The organism is Streptomyces morookaense (genome assembly GCF_013030945.1).
Taxonomy (GTDB): domain Bacteria; phylum Actinomycetota; class Actinomycetes; order Streptomycetales; family Streptomycetaceae; genus Streptomyces; species Streptomyces morookaensis.
Map to the genome: position 1 here is coordinate 40100 of NZ_JABBXF010000041.1, position 16811 is coordinate 56910.

Below are 16811 nucleotides of genomic sequence, written 5' to 3' on the forward strand. Positions count from 1 at the left end.
CTGGGTGCTGGATGGTGTGGTGGGGGGGGTCCGGTCCCTAGGCCGGGGTCATCGATCCGGTGCTCCGGAGCGTGGCCGGGATCCGCCACGACGTCTTGGCCGGCATCGTGGGCTCGTCCGCCGGGAGGAAGTTGGCGAACGGCGGCACTTCCTCGGTCGTCAGGCGGAGTTCGAGGACACCGGTCGGGCATGCGCTCCGCCGGTACTCCTCCAGCTGCCCGGTCAGTTCGGGTGCCGTTCCCGCGCTGCCGGTCCACAGCCGGCCGGGGGATCCCAGCCCCCGGGCCACGGCCGGCACATCGACCGGGGTGTAGTCCACGGCCGTGATGCGGGAGTCGAAGAAGGTCTGCTGCCGGGACGCGCACATGCCGTGCATGCCGTTGTTGAAGACGACGTACAGGATGGGCAGGCCGAGTTCGACGGCGGTGTGGATCTCCAGACCGCTCATCAGGAACGCGCCGTCGCCGCAGAAGACCACCGTGCGCGTCCCGCGGCCGGTGCCGAGCTGGGCGCCGATCGCGGCCGCGATGCTGTAGCCCATGCCGCCGCTGCCGAGCGCGATGGTGGAGGACGAACCGCGCGGCACGGAGGCGTAGTGCATGGACGCGACGGCGCAGTTGCCGGCGTCGTAGAGCAGGTGCCCGTCCACGGGCAGGTGCTCCTCCAGGATGGCGACGGCCTCGCTCTGCAGCAGCACGTCGGGATCCGCCTCCCGGCCCGGGATGGGCTCGGCCAGGCGCGGGACGAAGCGGGTGATCTCGTAGCCGACGACCGGCGGCGCGGTGAACGGGTCGGCGTCCAGCAGGTCGAGCAGCTGCCCGAAGACCACGCCCGCATCGCCCTCGACGACGGTGTCGGCGAGCGAGGACCGGCGGATCTCGCCCGGGTCGATGTTGACCGCCACGGCCTTCTGCGGGTCCCAGCCGCGCAGTGCGCTGCGCGTCATCGCGGCCAGCCCGGTGCCCGCGAGGACCACGCAGTCGGCGGTGTCCGTGAGGTAGGCGGCGGCGGAGGGGTTGCCTCCGGCGCCGACCACGCCGAAGTGCAGCGGGTCGTCGTTGGGGAACTCGCCGCGGGCGCCCATGGTGGTCATCACCGGGATCCCGGCCTGCTGCGCGAAGCGCACCACGGCACCGGGGTTGGTGGACCGGCGCACCCCGTGGCCGATCAGCAGCACGGGGGCGGTGGCCTCCCGCAGCCGGCGGAAGAGCGCGGCCACGTCGTCGGCGTCGACCGGCTGCTGCCGGACGAAGCCCGCGAGGTCCTGCGGCCAGTCGGCGGGCACGGGGCCCACCTCCAGCTCGTAGGAGTCGCGCGGGACGAGCAGGGCCACCGGGCCCATCCGCCCGCTGAGGGCGGTCCCGATCGCGTCCCTCAACTGCTCCCAGAACAGGGCGGGATCGGTCAGCCGCAGCGTCTTCTTGGTGACCGCGGCCAGCAGCGGGAGGGCGTCGACGGTCCGGCCGATGCCGGACGAGTCCTGGAACGAGCCGCGGCCGTCCAGGGCGGCCGGCGGCTGGCCCACCAGGGCCAGCACGGGCACCGATTCGGCGTGCGACTCGGCGAGGCCGGCGACGAGATTCATCATGCCGCCGCCGGAGGTCGAGCAGCAGACGCCCAGGGTCCGGTGGACCCGGGCACGCGCGTCGGCCATGAAGGCGGCGCCGTCCTCGCGCTTGGTGAGGACCGCGGACAGCCGCCCGCGGCCCAGCCGTTCGACGGCGTCGTGGAAGTGCTCGATGTTCGCGCCGCTGACGCCGAAGACGTAGCGGGTGTCGAGGTCGCGCAGTGTCGTGACTAATGCGTCGGCTATCCGCATGGTGTACCCCCGTTGACGGTTGACTAGGCCTTGGCCGTGGTGCCGAAGCGGTGCTCGAGGATCTTCTTCATGTTGTTGATCTCGAGGGTGTGGCCGGCGTGGAACAGCGGCCAGATGTCACCGACCCAGACCCGGTCGGTGCGGGCGCGGCCCTCGGCGATGTAGTCCGGCACGTTCGGGGTGTTGCGGTCGTAGTAGGGGTGCTTGCAGTTGGTCCACAGCACCACGGTGCCCGGCTTGTTGAAGACCTTGGCCGAGTCGATGATGGTCAGGTAGTAGCGCATCCACAGCTCGTGGCCCTGGTCCCAGGCGCACGGGTAGACGACCGTGCCCATGTCGGGGCCCTTCTGGGCGTCGGTGCGGATGTAGATCTCGGTGTTCGGCTGGATCATCTCGTCGGCGCGGTAGAGACCGCCGCCGAGGTGCTTCATGTTCCGGATGCTGTACGTCCACTCCGCCAGCGCGCGGGAGTTGGCGGCGTATTCGAAGACGATGTCGTACGGGACGTCGATGTGCGTCGAGAGCGGGCAGTACTGACCGTAGATCTCGTCGTGCGAGTACGACTCCTTGGTCATGCCCTGCATGAGCTTCATCATGTCCTCGCCGCTGATGGTCTCGCTCCAGGTGAGACCGAGGTCGGCCAGGTCGGAACTGTCGAGCCGGTAGTTCTGCATGAGGCCGGACTCGTCGGGGACGCGCTCGTACATGATTGCTCCTGGATAAGGCGTGCAAGAGGACGTGCAAGAGGGTGTGCAAAAAGGGACGTGCAAACGCGGCGGACGCAGTTGCACAGGCAGTTGAAAAGAGGGAAGGGAATTCCGGTGCCGGGACTCAGTCGGTCCAGCGCCAGACCATGGACGACACCTGCTCGCCGCCGTGCGTGAAAGTGGCGAAGGCGATCACGTCGCCGGTGGAAATCTTCTTCTTTTCCAGGGCGTCGGCGAAGGTGACGGGCAGGGAACTCTGGAACATGTTGCCGTAGACGGAGAGCGTGTCGTGGGCCCGCGCGGCGTCGACGCCGATGCGCTTGCGCCATTCGGCGATGTAGCTCTCGTTGGGCTGGTGGGTGATCAGGCACGAGATGTCGTCGGCCGTCAGCCCGGCCTTGTCCAGCGCGGCGCCGGCCGCCTCCGGCAGGCACTCCATCGTCACGGCCCACAGCCGGGCCAGCATCTTCGGGCTGAACTTCACCGTGAGCGGGCCGGTGCCGCGCTCCCAGTGCGGCAGCTGCTGCTCGCCGACGGCCTCCGGCTCGACGCGCAGGGCGCCCCAGTTCTGGCCGAACGCCTGCTCGTGGAGGGACAGGATGGTCGGCGACCCGGAGGCCACCAGGGTCGCGGACGCGCCGTCGCCGAGCACCCAGGACTCCGGCGACTTCTGGAACTCCGTCAGCCGCGAGATGAAGTTGGTGACGGTGACGATGGCGATCCTGCGGTAGTGGCCCGAATCGATGAACGCCCGGGCCGTGTTGAGCGCGGAGATCCAGGAGCAGCAGCCGTTCTCGATGTGCAGGACGGCGGCCGAGGTCGCGCCGACCGCGTGCTGGACGGCGGTGCCGATACCGGGGGAGAAGGCGTCGTTGAACTGGGCCGCGCAGATGATCAGGTCCAGGTCCTCGGCGCGCACGCCGTTGCGGTCCAGGAGCTTTCTGAGGGCGGCGGTGCCGAGTTCGGCCGAGGTGTAATCCGGCGAGGCGAATCGCCGCTCGTTCACGCCGGCGAAGAATTTGTGCTCGCCCAGGTCGTGACCGTCGTGTGTGAGCTCACTGTTGCGGACCACTCGTTCCGGCATGAAGTTGACGACGTCAACGATGCGTGTGGAGCTCACTGGCAGTTCCCCGTCTTTATCTCGGTGGAGACAGAAAGGGGGGCTCGGCAGGCCTGGGCAAAGGCATGCGCAAGGAGCTGGACGAACACGACCGCCCCCCAGGTCACTTGATTGTTCGTTCGGCGTTCCAGATACGAGCGACTCTATGTTCGCGTCGGTAACGGTTGAATCTCGCTCGAGTAACGTATTGATTTCGGCTCTAGTGGAATTTATGATTCCGCAATCCGGGATGATGTGTTCGCGATTGGATGGAACGTCGACTGTGCGGGCGAACGATCGATTAATCCGGATCGTGTGCGGTCCTTTATGTCCGGAGCCCGCTCTGTTCGACAAAGCGGTGTCCACGACCCGGACGGCCGGTGTCCGTGGCGCGAGGGCTGTGCCATACTCCTCGCCAGGTCACGAGTGACAGCGACACAGGCCCCGGCCCGCTGTCCGGCAACCCTCCGTCCGTGGCGGGGTGCCCCGGGTGATGACCGGGCCGCAGACAACCGGGTCTGCGGCAAGCGCGGATCCCTCGCCAGGGATCCTGGTCGTCGAGGGAGTTCCTTCCGTGATTCTGCGAATGCGCTAGGGCCTGCGGCCCGTTCCCGTGGTCCTGCGCGTGCCTCCGCCGCGCGGGCCGTTCTCCGCACACCGTGCTGCGCACTGCGCCGCGGGTGCGTCGTCCACGCCATCCGCCTGCCCCGCCGGGAGAGTTCGCCATGTCCGCATGCCCTGCCGCCACTTCGGTCACCGCCGCTTCCGTCACCGCCCCTGCCGCCGAGCCCGGCCCCCTGCCCGTCCTCGGGTGCGATGTGCGCGTGCCGCTCGCCTCCGGGGGCGAAGTGCCGTACGCCGCCCTCGACTACGCCGCCAGCGCGCCCGCGCTGCAGCGCGTGTGGGACGACGTCGCCGCGTACGCGCCCTACTACGGCAGCGTGCACCGCGGTGCCGGGCACCTCTCGCAGCTGTCCACCGACCTGTTCGAGACCAGCCGGGCCGACGTGGCCCGTTTCCTCGGCTGCCGTCCGGGCGACCAGGTCGTCTTCACCCGCTCCACCACCGACTCGCTCAACCTCCTCGCGGCCGTACTCCCCGCGGACTGCCGGGTGTTCGTCTTCGAGACCGAGCACCACGCCGCGCTGCTGCCGTGGCGCGGCGCGCAGGTCACCTGCCTCGACGCGCCGCGCAGCCCGGAGCGCGCGGTCGAGATCCTGGAGCGGGCGCTGGCCGACCGCGCACCCTACGGGCCGGCCCTGGTCTGCGTGACGGGCGCGTCCAACGTGACCGGTGAGCTGTGGCCCGTGCGCGAACTCGCCGCCGCCGCCCATGCGCACGGCGCCCGGGTCGTGCTCGACGCCGCCCAGCTGGCCCCGCATCACCCCGTGGACATCGCCGCACTCGACGTGGACTGGGTCGCCCTCTCCGGGCACAAGCTCTACGCCCCCTTCGGCGCCGGTGTCCTCGCCGGCCGCGCCGACTGGCTCCGGGACGCCGAGCCGTACCTGGCCGGGGGCGGGGCGAGCCGCTCCGTCACACGGCGGCCCGACGGCACGGTGGACGTCGACTGGCACACCGACGCCGCGCGCCACGAGGCCGGTTCGCCCAATGTGATCGGCGCCTACGCGCTCGCCTCCGCCTGCAGGGCGCTCACCGAGGCGGGCTTCGAGACGCTCGTCGCCCGGGAGCAGAGGCTCCTCGCCGCGCTGCGCGCGGGTCTGGCCGAGGTGCCGGAGGTCGGGGTGCTGTCGCTGTTCGGGCCGGACGCGCCGCGGGTGGGGGTGCTGTCCTTCGTCGTCGAGGGGTGGGACGCGGGGGAGTTCGCAGCGGCACTTTCCGCGGAGTACGGGATCGGGGTGCGGGACGGGCTCTTCTGTGCGCACCCGTTGGTGCGGGTTCTCCTGGGCGGAGAGCCCGGTGAGTGTGCGGGGGCGGGCGAGCGTGCCGTTCGGGTCAGCTTCGGTGTCGGGACGCCCGACGAGCATGTCGAGCGGTTTCTGCGGGCCGTTCGGGAGTTGGCCGTGCGCCCCGAAGGGGCGCGGGGAACTGCGCGATCGGCCACGGACGGCCCGCAGTCGAACTGAGCGCTGGTCGCCTACGAGTCCAGGCCGATCGCGAACGCCGCCTCCAGGTCGTGCTGGGAATACGTGCGGAACGCAATGTGCGTCTCCGTGGACGCCACGCCCGGGACCTTGCTGATCCGGCCCGGGATGGTGTCCGCCAGGTCGTCGTGCCGGGCCACCCGCACCAGGGCGATCAGGTCCTGGGCGCCGGTCACGGAGTAGACCTCGCTGACCCCGTCCAGGGCGGCGATCGTCTCGGCGATCTCCGGGATCCGGTCCACGTCGGTCTTGATGAGCACGATCGCAGTGATCACGGTTCGGTATCTCCTTCAGTGGACCTGGCTGCGTTCTTCACTCTAGCCCCACGTCTCGTGCGTACCCAGGCGTAGCCGAACCCGGCCGAGAAGCCCACCACGTGCGCGAGATAGGCGACGCCCGGGCGGCCGTCCGAGTGCTGCCCGGCCGCCATCCACTGCAGCGCGAACCAGAAGGGCAGCACGACCCAGGCGGGGAAGCGCAGCGGGAGGAAGAACAGGAACGGGAAGAGACTGGTGACGCGGGCCCGGGGGAAGAGACAGAGGAACGCGCCGAGCACGCCCGAGATGGCGCCGGACGCCCCGACGAGCGTCTGGGTGGAGTCGGCGTGCGCGGCGGCGTAGCCCAGCAGGGCCAGGACGCCGGTGGCGAGGTAGAAGAACGCGAAGGGGGTGCGGCCCATCCGCTGTTCCGTCATGGCGCCGAAGACGTGGAGGAAGAGCATGTTCCCCAGCAGATGCAGCCAGTTGCCGTGCACGAACAGCGCGGTGAGCAGGGTCGCGGGCGCGGCCGGGGAGCCGTGCCACAGCTGCGCGGGGACGACGCCCCAGCGCGCGAAGTAGGCCGTCTGCGCGGAGAGGAGGTCCGGCCCGGTGCCGTAGGCGGCGTCGAGCCCCGAGGCGGGGCCGAGGAGGAAGACCGTGCAGCAGACGGCCAGGACCGCATGGGTGACCACGGGGGTCCCGGGCCGGCCCGCCCACCGGGCGGCCGACCGCTGCACAGCCCTTACGATCATGACCAGATCATGGCGTACCGGCCGCAACCGGCACAGAGTGCCTCGCCGGGCCGGCGGCCGGGGCCGGTGCCCCGCCTGCCGTGACCACCGGGCCGCGTAGGGTTGCGGGGACACCACACGACGAGGACGGACGACATCATGGGCGTTCCCCTGCCGACGGCCACCACCCGGTGGCGGTGCACGCTGTGCGGCAATCTCACGCGGTTCGATGTGACCCGCACGGTCAGGGCCGTCGAGTACGTGCACCTCGACCTGGCGGGCGAGCCCAAGGTGGAGGAGCGTGAGGTGGTCAGTGAGACGATCGAGTCCGTGCGTTGCCGCTGGTGCAACGCGGTCGACCAGATCGAACTGGTGGACCGGCCGGGCGCAGATGCCTGAGGAAGAACGGGAGCGGTAACGGTGGTGGAGCACACGGACGACGGTGCGGAGGCGGCCGGTGACGCCGGCGGCGCCGCCGACGGCGTCACCGAGGTGCTCGACCGTCCGCTTCCCGAGGGGATCCGGCGGAAGGTCGTCGCGCTGGTCGCGGAGGCGTTCGGCGGCCTGACGGTGGCCGAACTCCCGCCCCAGTTGCGGCAGTACGCCCGTTTCACCCCGAGTCGTCGGGCCAAGTTCGCGGGCAACGCCATGGCCGCCGCCGTGGAGAGCGACCCCGCCTTCCGGCAGCGCATCTCGGCCCGGCTGCGCGAGACGGGCTCCGAGCTCGCCGAGGCGCTGGACGCCGGTTCCCCGCCCGCCGCCGCCGATCCGGAGGACGTCGCGGCGATGGCCTTCGTGCTGCGCCCGCCCGGCTGGGTCAAGCTGGTCACCGCCGCCGGCGAGGAGGCGCAGCGCGCGAGCGCCGAGCGCGCGGGCGAGGAGGCCCAGCGCGAGCTGCACCGGCTGCGCGAGGAACTGGCCGCCGCCCGTGCCGAGTCGCGTGCCGAGACCGAGCGGATCCGCGCCGAACTGGAGGCCTCGCGCAAGGAGGCCGAATCGCTTCAGCGCAAGCTGCGCAGCGCCGTCAGCGACGTGCGCCGCGGCGAGGCCGCCCTGCGCAAGGCGCAGGCCGAGCTGGAGGCCGTCCGGGACGGGGCCGCGGCGGAGCGGGCCGCGGCCGCGGGCGAGACCCGGCGCATCAAGGCACGGCTCGCGGAGGCCGAGGCGGCGCTGGAGGGCAGCCGCCGGGCGGTGCGCGAGGGCCGCAGCGTGGAGGACATGCGGCTGCGGCTGCTGCTGGACACCGTGCTGGACGCGGCCCAGGGGCTGCGCCGCGAACTGGCCCTGCCACCCGCCTCCGTACACCCCGCGGACACGGTGGACGCCGTGCAGCCGGGCACCATGACGCCCCGGGACATCGCCGCGCGCGCCCTGTCGGAGACCGACCCGGCGCTGCTCGACCAACTGCTGGCGCTGCCTCAGGTGCATGTGGTGGTCGACGGCTACAACGTCACCAAGACCGGCTATCCCACGATGCCGTTGGACAAGCAGCGGCTGCGGCTGCTGGGCGGCCTCGCCATGCTCGCCGCGCAGACCGGCGCCGAGGTGACCTGTGTCTTCGACGGCGCGGAACTGGCCGCGCCGGTGCTGCTGGCGCCGCCGCGCGGGGTCCGGGTGCTGTTCAGCAAGCCGGGCGTGACGGCCGACGAGCTCATCCGCCAGATCGTGCGGGCCGAGCCGCCCGGGCGCCCGGTCGTGGTGGTCTCCACGGACCGCGAGGTGGCCGACGGCGTCGCCAAGGCGGGCGCGCGGCCGGTCTCATCGGCCTTGCTCCTCAAGAGACTTGCCCGTACCTGAGCGTCAACTGCCGGTCACACCCTGTGTCTCATGGGTAAAGGATGCCCCACTGACGAGGTTTTTCCCCAGGAGAATTTGAAAGGATCTCATTCCGCTCACTAGGGTCGGGCCTCGAACCTTCGCGCGGTGATCATCCATTCGGGATGACGGTGAAGGTGACCGAGCAGCTGAGAAGGAGCTCGACCCCGTGGGTTCTCACCGTCGTCCCAAGTCGCCGAGCCGGGCCCGGGTCACCGTGCTGACCGCCACGGCCGCCGCAGCCGTCGCGCTCACCTCCCAGGCCGCGCACGCCGATCCGCAGATGTCCAAGGCGGATGCCAAGGCCAAGGTCGACCAGCTCTACGAGGAGGCCGAGCAGGCCACCGAGAAGTACAACGGGGCGAAGGAGCAGCACGACAAGCTCCAGAAGGAGGTCAACGACCTCCAGGACAAGGTCGCGCGCGGCCAGGACGAGCTCAACAAGCTCCGCGACAGCCTGGGGCTGATGGCCACCGCCCAGTACCGCACCGGCTCCGTCGACCCCACCCTCCAGCTGCTGCTCTCCTCCGACCCGGACACGTTCCTGGAGAAGGCCTCCACGCTCGACCAGCTGACGGCCAAGCAGGCCGACACCCTCCGGGTGATCGCCGCCAAGCAGCGCACCCTCAAGCAGCAGCGCGAGGAGGCGTCTTCCAAGCTCGCGGACCTGGAGGCCACGCGCAAGGCGCGGGAGGAGCGCAAGGACGAGGTCCAGAGCAAGCTGGCCGACGCGCAGAAGGTGCTCGACGGCTTCTCCGAGAAGGAGCGCGCCGAGATCACGGGTGCGGACAAGAACAGCGGCAGCAGTGACAACGGCGGCGGCAAGAGCAACGGCAAGAGCGGCGGCGGCTCGTCGGGCAGCGTGAACATACCCGCGGGCTCCGGCCGTGGCGGCGCAGCCCTGTCGGCGGCTCAGACCCAGCTGGGCAAGCCCTACGAGTACGGCGCCACGGGCATGTCCACGTGGGACTGCTCCGGATTGACCCAGTGGGCCTACGGCCAGGCCGGTGTCTCCCTCCCGCGCACCTCGCAGGAGCAGGCGGACTACGGCACCAAGATCTACGACCAGAGCCAGCTCCAGATCGGCGACCTGGTCATCTTCTACGGCGACCAGCACCACGTGGGCCTCTACGCGGGCAACGGCCAGGTCCTGCACGCACCCCGCACCGGTGCGAACGTCCGCTACGAGGCCATGAGCAACATGCCCTTCCAGTTCGGCGTCCGCGTCGGCTGACACCCCTCCGTTCGGGCGAATTCACGCGCCCCGCGACTGACTCCGCGCCCCGCCGGTGACCTGCGTCTCCGGCGGGGCGCCGGTTTTCCCGCCCGTCCGGGTCTTTGAACCACGGGTGATCACGCCGCTACCCTCTGGCGCGCGGTGCCCGCCAGTCGTCCGCCCTTCCGGCGGCAGGGTCCGCCCTCAGAGGAAGGGAGTGCGGCCGCCCGTGGCGTTCCATCGCCGTGCAGCGCATTCCGGTCTCCAGCGGACCGTCCGCGTCACCGTCCTGTCCGCCGCCATGGCCACCGCCGCAGCCGCCCTCTCGACGGCCCCCGCGAGCGCCCGGCCCGGGGACCCGGCCGCCGACGGCCAGGCACCGGCGACGGTGAAGGCACAGCTCGACCGGCTCTACGAACAGGCCGAGCGGGCCACCGAGAAGTTCAACGCCGCCGGGGAACGCGCCGCAGCCCTGCGGCAGCGGGCCGAGCAGGCCGCCGACCGGGTGGCCCGCGGCCAGGAGAAGGTCAACAGGATGCGCACCGCTCTCGGCATGATCGCCGCCGCCCAGTACCGCCACGGCGCCGTGGACCCGGCCCTCGAACTCCTGCTGTCCTCCGACCCCGACGGCTACCTCGACCGCGCCGCCACCCTCGAACGCCTCACCGGCCGTCAGGCCGAGCAGCTGGACACCCTGCTGAAGGCCCAGCGCGTGCTGCGCCAGGAGCGCGCCGACGCCGCCCGCACCCTGGCCGAGCTGGAGGACAGCCGCAAGGCCGTCGAGCAGCACAAGCGCGAGGTCGAGGGCAGGCTCTCCGCGGCCCGGCGGCTGCTCAACGCGCTGCCGCGGCACGACCGCGAGGCCTACACCCGCTCCTCCCGCGGCCAGGAACGCCCCTCGGGCCCGCTCGGCGGACTGCTCGGCCCGTCCGCCGGCAGCGCGGTCTCCTCCCGGGGCGCCGCCGCGGCCATGGCGGTCCGCGAGGCGATCGGCTCCCCCTACGCCTGGGGGGCGACCGGGCCGGGCTCCTTCGACTGCTCGGGGCTGATGCAGTGGGCGTACGGGCGGGCCGGGGTGGGCCTGCCGCGCACCTCCCAGGCCCAGCGCAACGCCGGCCGCCATGTGTCGCTCGCCGACGCCCGCCCGGGAGACCTGGTGATCTACCGGGACGACGCCAGCCACGTGGGCATGTACGTGGGAAACGGGCAGGTCGTGCACGCCCCCTACCCCGGTGCCCGGGTGCGCTACGACCGGGCCGACATGATGCCGATTTCGTCCGTCACCCGGCCATGAGCGCGCCCTGACCCCTGCCGGGGCCCGCCCGGCTCGTACGATGCGGGCGTGACGGGCAGGCGGAGGAGCGGACGGCGGGCGGTGTGCGCCCTGGCCGCGGGCCTGCTCGCCCTGCAGGGGCTGACGGGCTGCGGCTCGCCCGACACGGCGGAGCGGACGGACGGCGACACCCGGTCCGTGCAGCGGGTGCTGGACCGGTGGTCGGCCGCGGTGCGGGAGCACGACGAGAAGGCCTACCTGGCCGCCGTGGACCCGCAGGCGCCGGACTACCGGGCCGACCGGCAGCGGGTGTTCGCCCGGCTCGCGGCCGTGCCGCTGGCGTCCTGGGAGTACCGCCTGGTCCGCACGGGCGGCTTCGCCCCCGCGCCCGGACCGGGCCGCCGGATCGCCGCCGAGGCCGAACTGCGCTACCGGCTCGACGGATACGACTCCGCACCCGTCGTCGTGCCCGTCCGGCTGACGTTCGCCGGGCGGGGCGGGCGCTGGTACGTGGCCGCCGGGGACCCGGCGGGGCAGCAGCTGTGGGAACAGGGCGACGTCACCGCGGTGCGGGGCGCGCACAGCCTGGTGCTCGGGTCCGGGCAGGACCGAGCCCGGCTCCAGGCCCTCGCGGACCTCGCCGACCGGGCGGTGCCGGCCGTGGACACGGCCTGGCGGGGGACATGGGCGGGGCGCGTCGTGATCGAGATGCCGGCCTCGCTGGACCGGATGGCGGCGCTGCTCGGGGCACCGGCCGCCAACTACCGCGGCATCGCGGCGGTCACCACCGGGGAGGTCGGTGGCACGGCCGCCGCCCCCGCCGACCGGATCGTGGTCAACCCGGAGGCGTACGGGGTGCTCGGCGAGTTCGGGCGGCGGATCGTGCTCACGCACGAGACGGCGCACGTCGCCACGCGGGCGGCCACATCCGGCTCGACGCCGCTCTGGCTCTCGGAGGGCTTCGCGGACTGGGCCGCGTACCGGGGCACGGGCCGCACGGCCCGTCAGGCGGCGCCCGAGCTCGCCGACGCGGTGGCCGCGGGGAAGGGCCCGCAACAGCTCCCGGCGGACGGGGACTTCGGCTTCACCGGGGAGGCGGGGCGCCTGGCGCGGGCCTACGAGGGCGGCTGGCTGGCGTGCCGGATGATCGCGGAGAAGTGGAGCGAGGCCAAACTGGTCGACGTCTACCGGGCGTTCGGCCGGAAACGTCCGGCGAAGGAGGTGCTGCGGAAGGTGCTGGGCGTGAGCCCGGACGAGTTCACGGCACGGTGGCGGGCGTATGTGGCGGGGCAGTTCGGCCGGTGACGCGACGCGGGCCGGTCACCCCGGCACCAGGGCCGACTCCCGCTCCGACGGCGGCTCCGGTTCCCCCGTGACCGCCCGCCGCGCGGGAACCGTCTCGCGCCACAGACGGGAGCACGCGATCCATGTCGCCACCACCAGCAGCCCGTTGCGCAGCACCAGCGTGGCGACCCCCAGCTTGTCGCTCGCCACCACGTGCGAGAACCAGATCGGGAACTCCAGCTGCGTCAGCGGTGCGGCCACCATCACCAGCGTCACCGGCAGCCCCTGCCGCGGCGTCCGCATCACCACGCACACCGCCGCCAGGCCGATCAGCCACACCATGTACTGCGGGCTGATCACGCGGCTCGTCGTGGTGAACAGCAGCACCGACGCGAAGGCCGCGTCGTACAGCGTCGTCCCCGTGAAGCGGCGGGCCCGCAGGCGCCACAGCAGGAGCCAGGCGAAGGCCAGCACGCTCAGGCCCAGCGCCAGGGCGCTCACCGCGTGCACATGGCGGCCGAGGAACTCCACCGAGCCGTAGTTGAGGCGCGCCTTGCCGTGCCAGCCGAGGTGCCGGGCGAGGTGGAAGACGAGCGACCCGAGGGACTCCACCTCCGTGCCCCGGTCGCGCTGGAACGTCAGGAAGGCCAGCGCGCCCGGCATCGCCGCCGCGAAGAACATCGTCAGCAGCATCACGGTGACCACGGCGGCGCTCCACGTGGAGCGGGTGCGCGGACCGCGCTGCGTCCCGGCGAGCAGCAGCATCGGCCAGACCTTCAGCAGGGCGCCGAAGCCGACCAGCGCCCCCGACAGCCGGGTGCGGCGCCCGGCCGTCAGCAGCGCCGCGACGGCGACGGCGGTGACCATCACGTCGTAGCGGGCGTAGACGATCGGGCCCAGCAGCGGCACCCCGGCGACCCAGATCCACACGCCCATCGGGTTGCGCCCCTTGCGGCGCACCGCGCGCAGCAGCATCGCGAAGACCGCCGCGTCGGCGAGGAAGGCGAGGACGAAGAAGGCGTGGGAGTAGGTGAGGAAGGGCAGCAGACCCGGGGCGAGGACGGCCAGGGCGGCGGCGGGCGGGTACTGCCAGGTGACGTCGTCGTACGGGAAGATGCCGGTGCGCAGGACGCCGTACCAGCCCTGGTAGATCACGTCGATGTCGACGGAGACGTCGGAGCCGGGCAGCACCCACACCCGGAACACGCACAACAGCAGAACGGCCCTGGTGACGGCCCACACGACGCTCGGGAGCCGCAGACTACTGCCCGCCACCATCATCCACCAGTCCTCTCGGCCACACCGTCCCTGCAACGCATGATGCCGGTAGGGACTGCCCGCGCGCGACGACGTGGCGTGTGGTGGCGCGTCTGGCGTCCTGGGAGCACCCGGTACTGTCGGCGGCGATGCACAAGACCCTCATCGTCACCAACGACTTCCCGCCGCGGCCCGGTGGTATCCAGGCGTTCCTGCACAACATGGCGCTCCGCCTGGACCCCTCCGGCATCGTGGTCTACGCCTCCACCTGGAAGCACGGCCGCGAAGGGGCCGAGGCCACGGCCCGGTTCGACGCCGAGCAGCCGTTCACGGTGGTCCGGGACCGGACGACCATGCTGCTGCCCACGCCCAGGGTCACCCGGCGCGCGGCCACCCTGCTGAAGGCCCACGGCTGCACGTCCGTCTGGTTCGGCGCCGCGGCCCCGCTGGGGCTGATGGCACCGGCGCTGCGCCGGGCCGGTGCCCGCACCCTGGTCGCCACCACGCACGGGCACGAGGCCGGCTGGGCCCAATTGCCCGCGGCCCGGCAGCTGCTGCGCAGGATCGGCGAGGGCACCGACACGATCACCTATCTGGGGGAGTACACCCGCTCCCGCATCGCCTCCGCGCTGACGGAGGAGGCGGCGGCACGCATGGTGCAACTGCCGCCGGGCGTGGACGAGAAGACCTTCCATCCGGCCTCCGGCGGCGACGAGGTCCGGGCCCGGCTCGGCCTCGCGGACCGGCCCGTCGTCGTGTGCGTCTCCCGGCTCGTCCCGCGCAAGGGCCAGGACACCCTGATCCTGGCCATGCCGCGGATCCTGGCGGCCGTCCCGGACGCGGTGCTGCTGATCGTGGGCGGCGGGCCGTACGAGAAGGAGCTGCGGAAGCTGGCCGGGGAGACGGGCGTCGCGCACGCGGTGCGGTTCACCGGGCCCGTCCCGTGGGAGGAACTGCCCGCCCACTACGGGGCCGGCGATGTCTTCGCGATGCCCTGCCGCACGCGCCGCGGCGGGCTGGACGTGGAGGGGCTCGGCATCGTCTACCTCGAGGCGTCCGCGACGGGCCTGCCGGTGGTGGCGGGCGACTCGGGCGGCGCGCCGGACGCCGTGCTCGACGGCGAGACGGGCTATGTCGTACGGGGCGGTTCCGCGGAGGAGTCCGCGGACCGAATCGTGACGCTCCTCCAGGACCCCGCGCTACGGCGGCGGATGGGCGAGCGCGGCCGCGCGTGGGTCGAGGACCGCTGGCGCTGGGACCTGCTGGCGGAGCGTCTGAAGACCCTGCTGTAACCGGTGAAGAGGTAAGGGGCTCGCGCCATGGCGCGAGCCCCTTACCCGTCGGGTTACCCGTCGAGCAATGTTTTTCAGCCGGTGTAGATCGCCTCGATCTCGTCGGCGAAGTCCTTCGCCACGACGTTGCGCTTGAGCTTCAGCGACGGCGTCACGTGGCCGGACGCCTCCGTGAACTGGCCCGGCAGGATACGGAACTTGCGCACCGACTCCGCCTTGGAGACGGCCGCGTTGCCGTCGTCCACCGCCTTCTGCACGTCCGCCAGCAGCTCGGGGTCCGCGGCCAGTTCGGCAGGCGTCGTCCCGGCCGGCCTGCCGTGCGAGGACAGCCAGCGGGGCAGGAAGTCCTCGTCCAGGGTGATCAGCGCGCCGACGAACGGCCGCCCGTCGCCGACGACCATGCACTCCGCGATCAGGGCGTGGGAGCGGATGCGGTCCTCGATCACCGCCGGGGCGACGTTCTTGCCGCCCGCGGTGACGATGATCTCCTTCTTCCGGCCGGTGATCGTGAGGAACCCGTCCTCGTCGAGCGTGCCCAGGTCGCCGGTGTGGAACCAGCCGTCGGAGAGCGCGTCCGCGGTGGCGGCCTCGTTGTTCCAGTAGCCGGTGAAGAGGTGCTCGCCGTGCAGCAGCACCTCGCCGTCGTCCGCGATGCGCACCACGGAGCCGGGCAGCGGCTGGCCGACGGTGCCGATCCGCGGCTTGTCCCACGGGTTGAAGGCGGTCGCCGCGCAGGACTCGGTCAGCCCGTAGCCCTCCAGGACGGTGAAGCCGATGCCGCGGTAGAAGTGGCCGAGGCGCTCGCCCAGCGGGGCGCCGCCGGAGATCGCGTGGGTGGCCCGGCCGCCCAGCACCGCGCGGAGCTTCCCGTAGACGAGCCGGTCGAAGACCTTGTGCTTGATCCGCAGGCCGAAGGACGGGCCCTGCGGGGTGTCCTGGGCGCGGCTGTAGGCGATCGCGGTCTCCGCGGCCTTGTCGAAGATCTTGCCCTTGCCGTCCGCCTGGGCCTTGGCCCGGGCCCCGTTGTAGACCTTCTCGAAGACCCGGGGGACGCCCAGGATCAGCGTCGGCCGGAAGCCGGCCAGGTCGTCCGTGAGGTTCTTGATGTCGCCGACCATGCCCAGCTTGATGGGCGCCAGGACCGAGGCGATCTCGACGAGCCGGCCGAAGACGTGGGCGGCGGGCAGGAAGAGGAGGACGGAGGAGTCGCCCTCGAACAGCGGCTTGAGCCGCTCCACCGCGTTGCCGCACTCGGCGAAGAAGCTGCGGTGGGTGAGCACGCAGCCCTTGGGGCGGCCGGTGGTGCCCGAGGTGTAGACGAGGGTGGCGACGGAGTCCGCGGTGGCCAGCGCCGAGCGCTCGTCCACCTCCTCGTCCGTCAGCCCCTGGCCGGCGGCGCGCAGCCGCTCGACGCCGTCGCGCTCGAGCTGCCAGACGTGGGCGAGATCCGGCAGCCGGTCCCGCACGGACTCGACGGACGCCTCGTGCGCCGGGGTCTCCACGATGCAGGCGACCGCACCGGAGTCGCCGAGGATCCACTGGATCTGCTCCGGCGAGCTGGTCTCGTAGACCGGCACCGTGACGGCGCCCGCGCTCCAGATGGCGAAGTCCAGCAGCGCCCACTCGTAACGGGTGCGCGAGAGCAGGCCGACCCGGTCGCCCGGCTGCACGCCCGAGGCCATCAGGCCCTTGGCCGCCGCGCGGACCTCCGCCAGGAAGACGGCGGCCGTCACGTCCTCCCAGCGCCCGTCGACCTTGCGCCCTATGACGACGGCATCGGGCTGCTGCGCGGCGTTCCGGCGGATGAGATCCGTCAGGTTGCCGTCCGCGGGGACCTCGTACAAGGCCGGAAGGCTGAACTCGCGCAAGACTGCTGCTCCTCGTCGGGCGCCGGCGCCGCCGCGTCGTCGAGGGGCGCGTCGTCGGCTGCGGTCCATGATCAGGCAGGGGGGT

At 72.1% G+C, this 16811-nt stretch carries 14 protein-coding genes and 1 riboswitch; of the genes, 7 read left to right on the top strand and 7 right to left on the bottom strand.

Translation table 11 applies throughout. From position 1 onward, the window contains the following. Positions 1 to 37: 37 nt before the first annotated feature. The 3 genes from HG542_RS18745 to HG542_RS18755 form a co-directional block, all read right to left on the bottom strand. Positions 38 to 1819: a thiamine pyrophosphate-binding protein gene (locus tag HG542_RS18745; RefSeq protein WP_171082920.1), complete on the bottom strand. Its 1782-nt coding sequence runs from the start codon at positions 1817 to 1819 to the stop codon at positions 38 to 40. Positions 1820 to 1842: 23 nt separating this feature from the next. Further along, positions 1843 to 2526, bottom strand: a complete 684-nt coding sequence (locus HG542_RS18750; protein ID WP_171082922.1) for a hypothetical protein — start codon at positions 2524 to 2526, stop codon at positions 1843 to 1845. Between the two features lie 124 nt (positions 2527 to 2650). After that, on the bottom strand, positions 2651 to 3646 hold the full coding sequence (locus HG542_RS18755; protein WP_227725139.1) for a 3-oxoacyl-ACP synthase III family protein: 996 nt from the start codon (positions 3644 to 3646) through the stop codon (positions 2651 to 2653). Positions 3647 to 4043: 397 nt separating this feature from the next. Further along, a riboswitch (SAM riboswitch) is annotated at positions 4044 to 4161 on the top strand. A 189-nt stretch (positions 4162 to 4350) separates the two neighbouring features. Between HG542_RS18755 and HG542_RS18760 the strand changes: the two genes are divergently transcribed. Next, positions 4351 to 5712 carry an aminotransferase class V-fold PLP-dependent enzyme gene (locus tag HG542_RS18760; RefSeq protein WP_171082924.1) on the top strand — a complete coding sequence of 454 codons (1362 nt, stop codon included), beginning with the start codon at positions 4351 to 4353 and terminating at the stop codon, positions 5710 to 5712. 11 nt (positions 5713 to 5723) lie between these two features. Here the strand turns inward: HG542_RS18760 and HG542_RS18765 are convergent, their stop codons facing one another. Together HG542_RS18765 and HG542_RS18770 are read right to left on the bottom strand one after the other, a co-directional pair. Further along, entirely contained in the window at positions 5724 to 6005 is a 282-nt protein-coding gene (locus tag HG542_RS18765; RefSeq protein WP_171082927.1) for an Lrp/AsnC family transcriptional regulator, read from the bottom strand. Continuing rightward, a complete protein-coding gene (locus HG542_RS18770; RefSeq protein WP_171082929.1) occupies positions 6002 to 6742 on the bottom strand; it encodes a rhomboid family intramembrane serine protease in 741 nt (246 codons plus the stop codon). Before HG542_RS18770 ends, HG542_RS18765 begins: the two co-directional genes overlap by 4 nt. A 138-nt stretch (positions 6743 to 6880) precedes the next feature. Between HG542_RS18770 and HG542_RS18775 the strand changes: the two genes are divergently transcribed. From HG542_RS18775 to HG542_RS18795, 5 genes are all read left to right on the top strand, one after another. After that, entirely contained in the window at positions 6881 to 7120 is a 240-nt protein-coding gene (locus tag HG542_RS18775) for a hypothetical protein (RefSeq protein ID WP_171082930.1), read from the top strand. Positions 7121 to 7144: 24 nt separating this feature from the next. Continuing rightward, on the top strand, positions 7145 to 8518 hold the full coding sequence (locus tag HG542_RS18780; protein ID WP_171083044.1) for an NYN domain-containing protein: 1374 nt from the start codon (positions 7145 to 7147) through the stop codon (positions 8516 to 8518). Positions 8519 to 8705: 187 nt separating this feature from the next. Beyond that, positions 8706 to 9770 carry a C40 family peptidase gene (locus HG542_RS18785; protein ID WP_171082932.1) on the top strand — a complete coding sequence of 355 codons (1065 nt, stop codon included), beginning with the start codon at positions 8706 to 8708 and terminating at the stop codon, positions 9768 to 9770. A gap of 211 nt (positions 9771 to 9981) precedes the next feature. Next, on the top strand, positions 9982 to 11046 hold the full coding sequence (locus HG542_RS18790) for a C40 family peptidase (RefSeq protein ID WP_171082933.1): 1065 nt from the start codon (positions 9982 to 9984) through the stop codon (positions 11044 to 11046). Positions 11047 to 11094: 48 nt separating this feature from the next. Next, the gene (locus HG542_RS18795; protein WP_227725137.1) at positions 11095 to 12330 is read left to right on the top strand and encodes a hypothetical protein; all 1236 of its coding nucleotides are present in this window, start codon (positions 11095 to 11097) and stop codon (positions 12328 to 12330) included. A 15-nt stretch (positions 12331 to 12345) separates the two neighbouring features. On the opposite strand, the gene HG542_RS18800 is transcribed toward HG542_RS18795, so the two are convergent. Continuing rightward, positions 12346 to 13590 (bottom strand): glycosyltransferase 87 family protein, encoded by a 1245-nt coding sequence (locus HG542_RS18800; protein WP_171082936.1) that lies wholly within the window; start codon positions 13588 to 13590, stop codon positions 12346 to 12348. A gap of 125 nt (positions 13591 to 13715) precedes the next feature. Here HG542_RS18800 and HG542_RS18805 point away from each other — a divergent pair, with 125 nt between their 5' ends. Beyond that, a complete protein-coding gene (locus tag HG542_RS18805) occupies positions 13716 to 14858 on the top strand; it encodes a glycosyltransferase family 4 protein (protein ID WP_171082938.1) in 1143 nt (380 codons plus the stop codon). A gap of 74 nt (positions 14859 to 14932) precedes the next feature. Here HG542_RS18805 and HG542_RS18810 read toward each other — a convergent pair whose 3' ends face one another. Beyond that, positions 14933 to 16726: an AMP-dependent synthetase/ligase gene (locus HG542_RS18810; RefSeq protein ID WP_171082939.1), complete on the bottom strand. Its 1794-nt coding sequence runs from the start codon at positions 16724 to 16726 to the stop codon at positions 14933 to 14935. Positions 16727 to 16811: the final 85 nt, after the last annotated feature.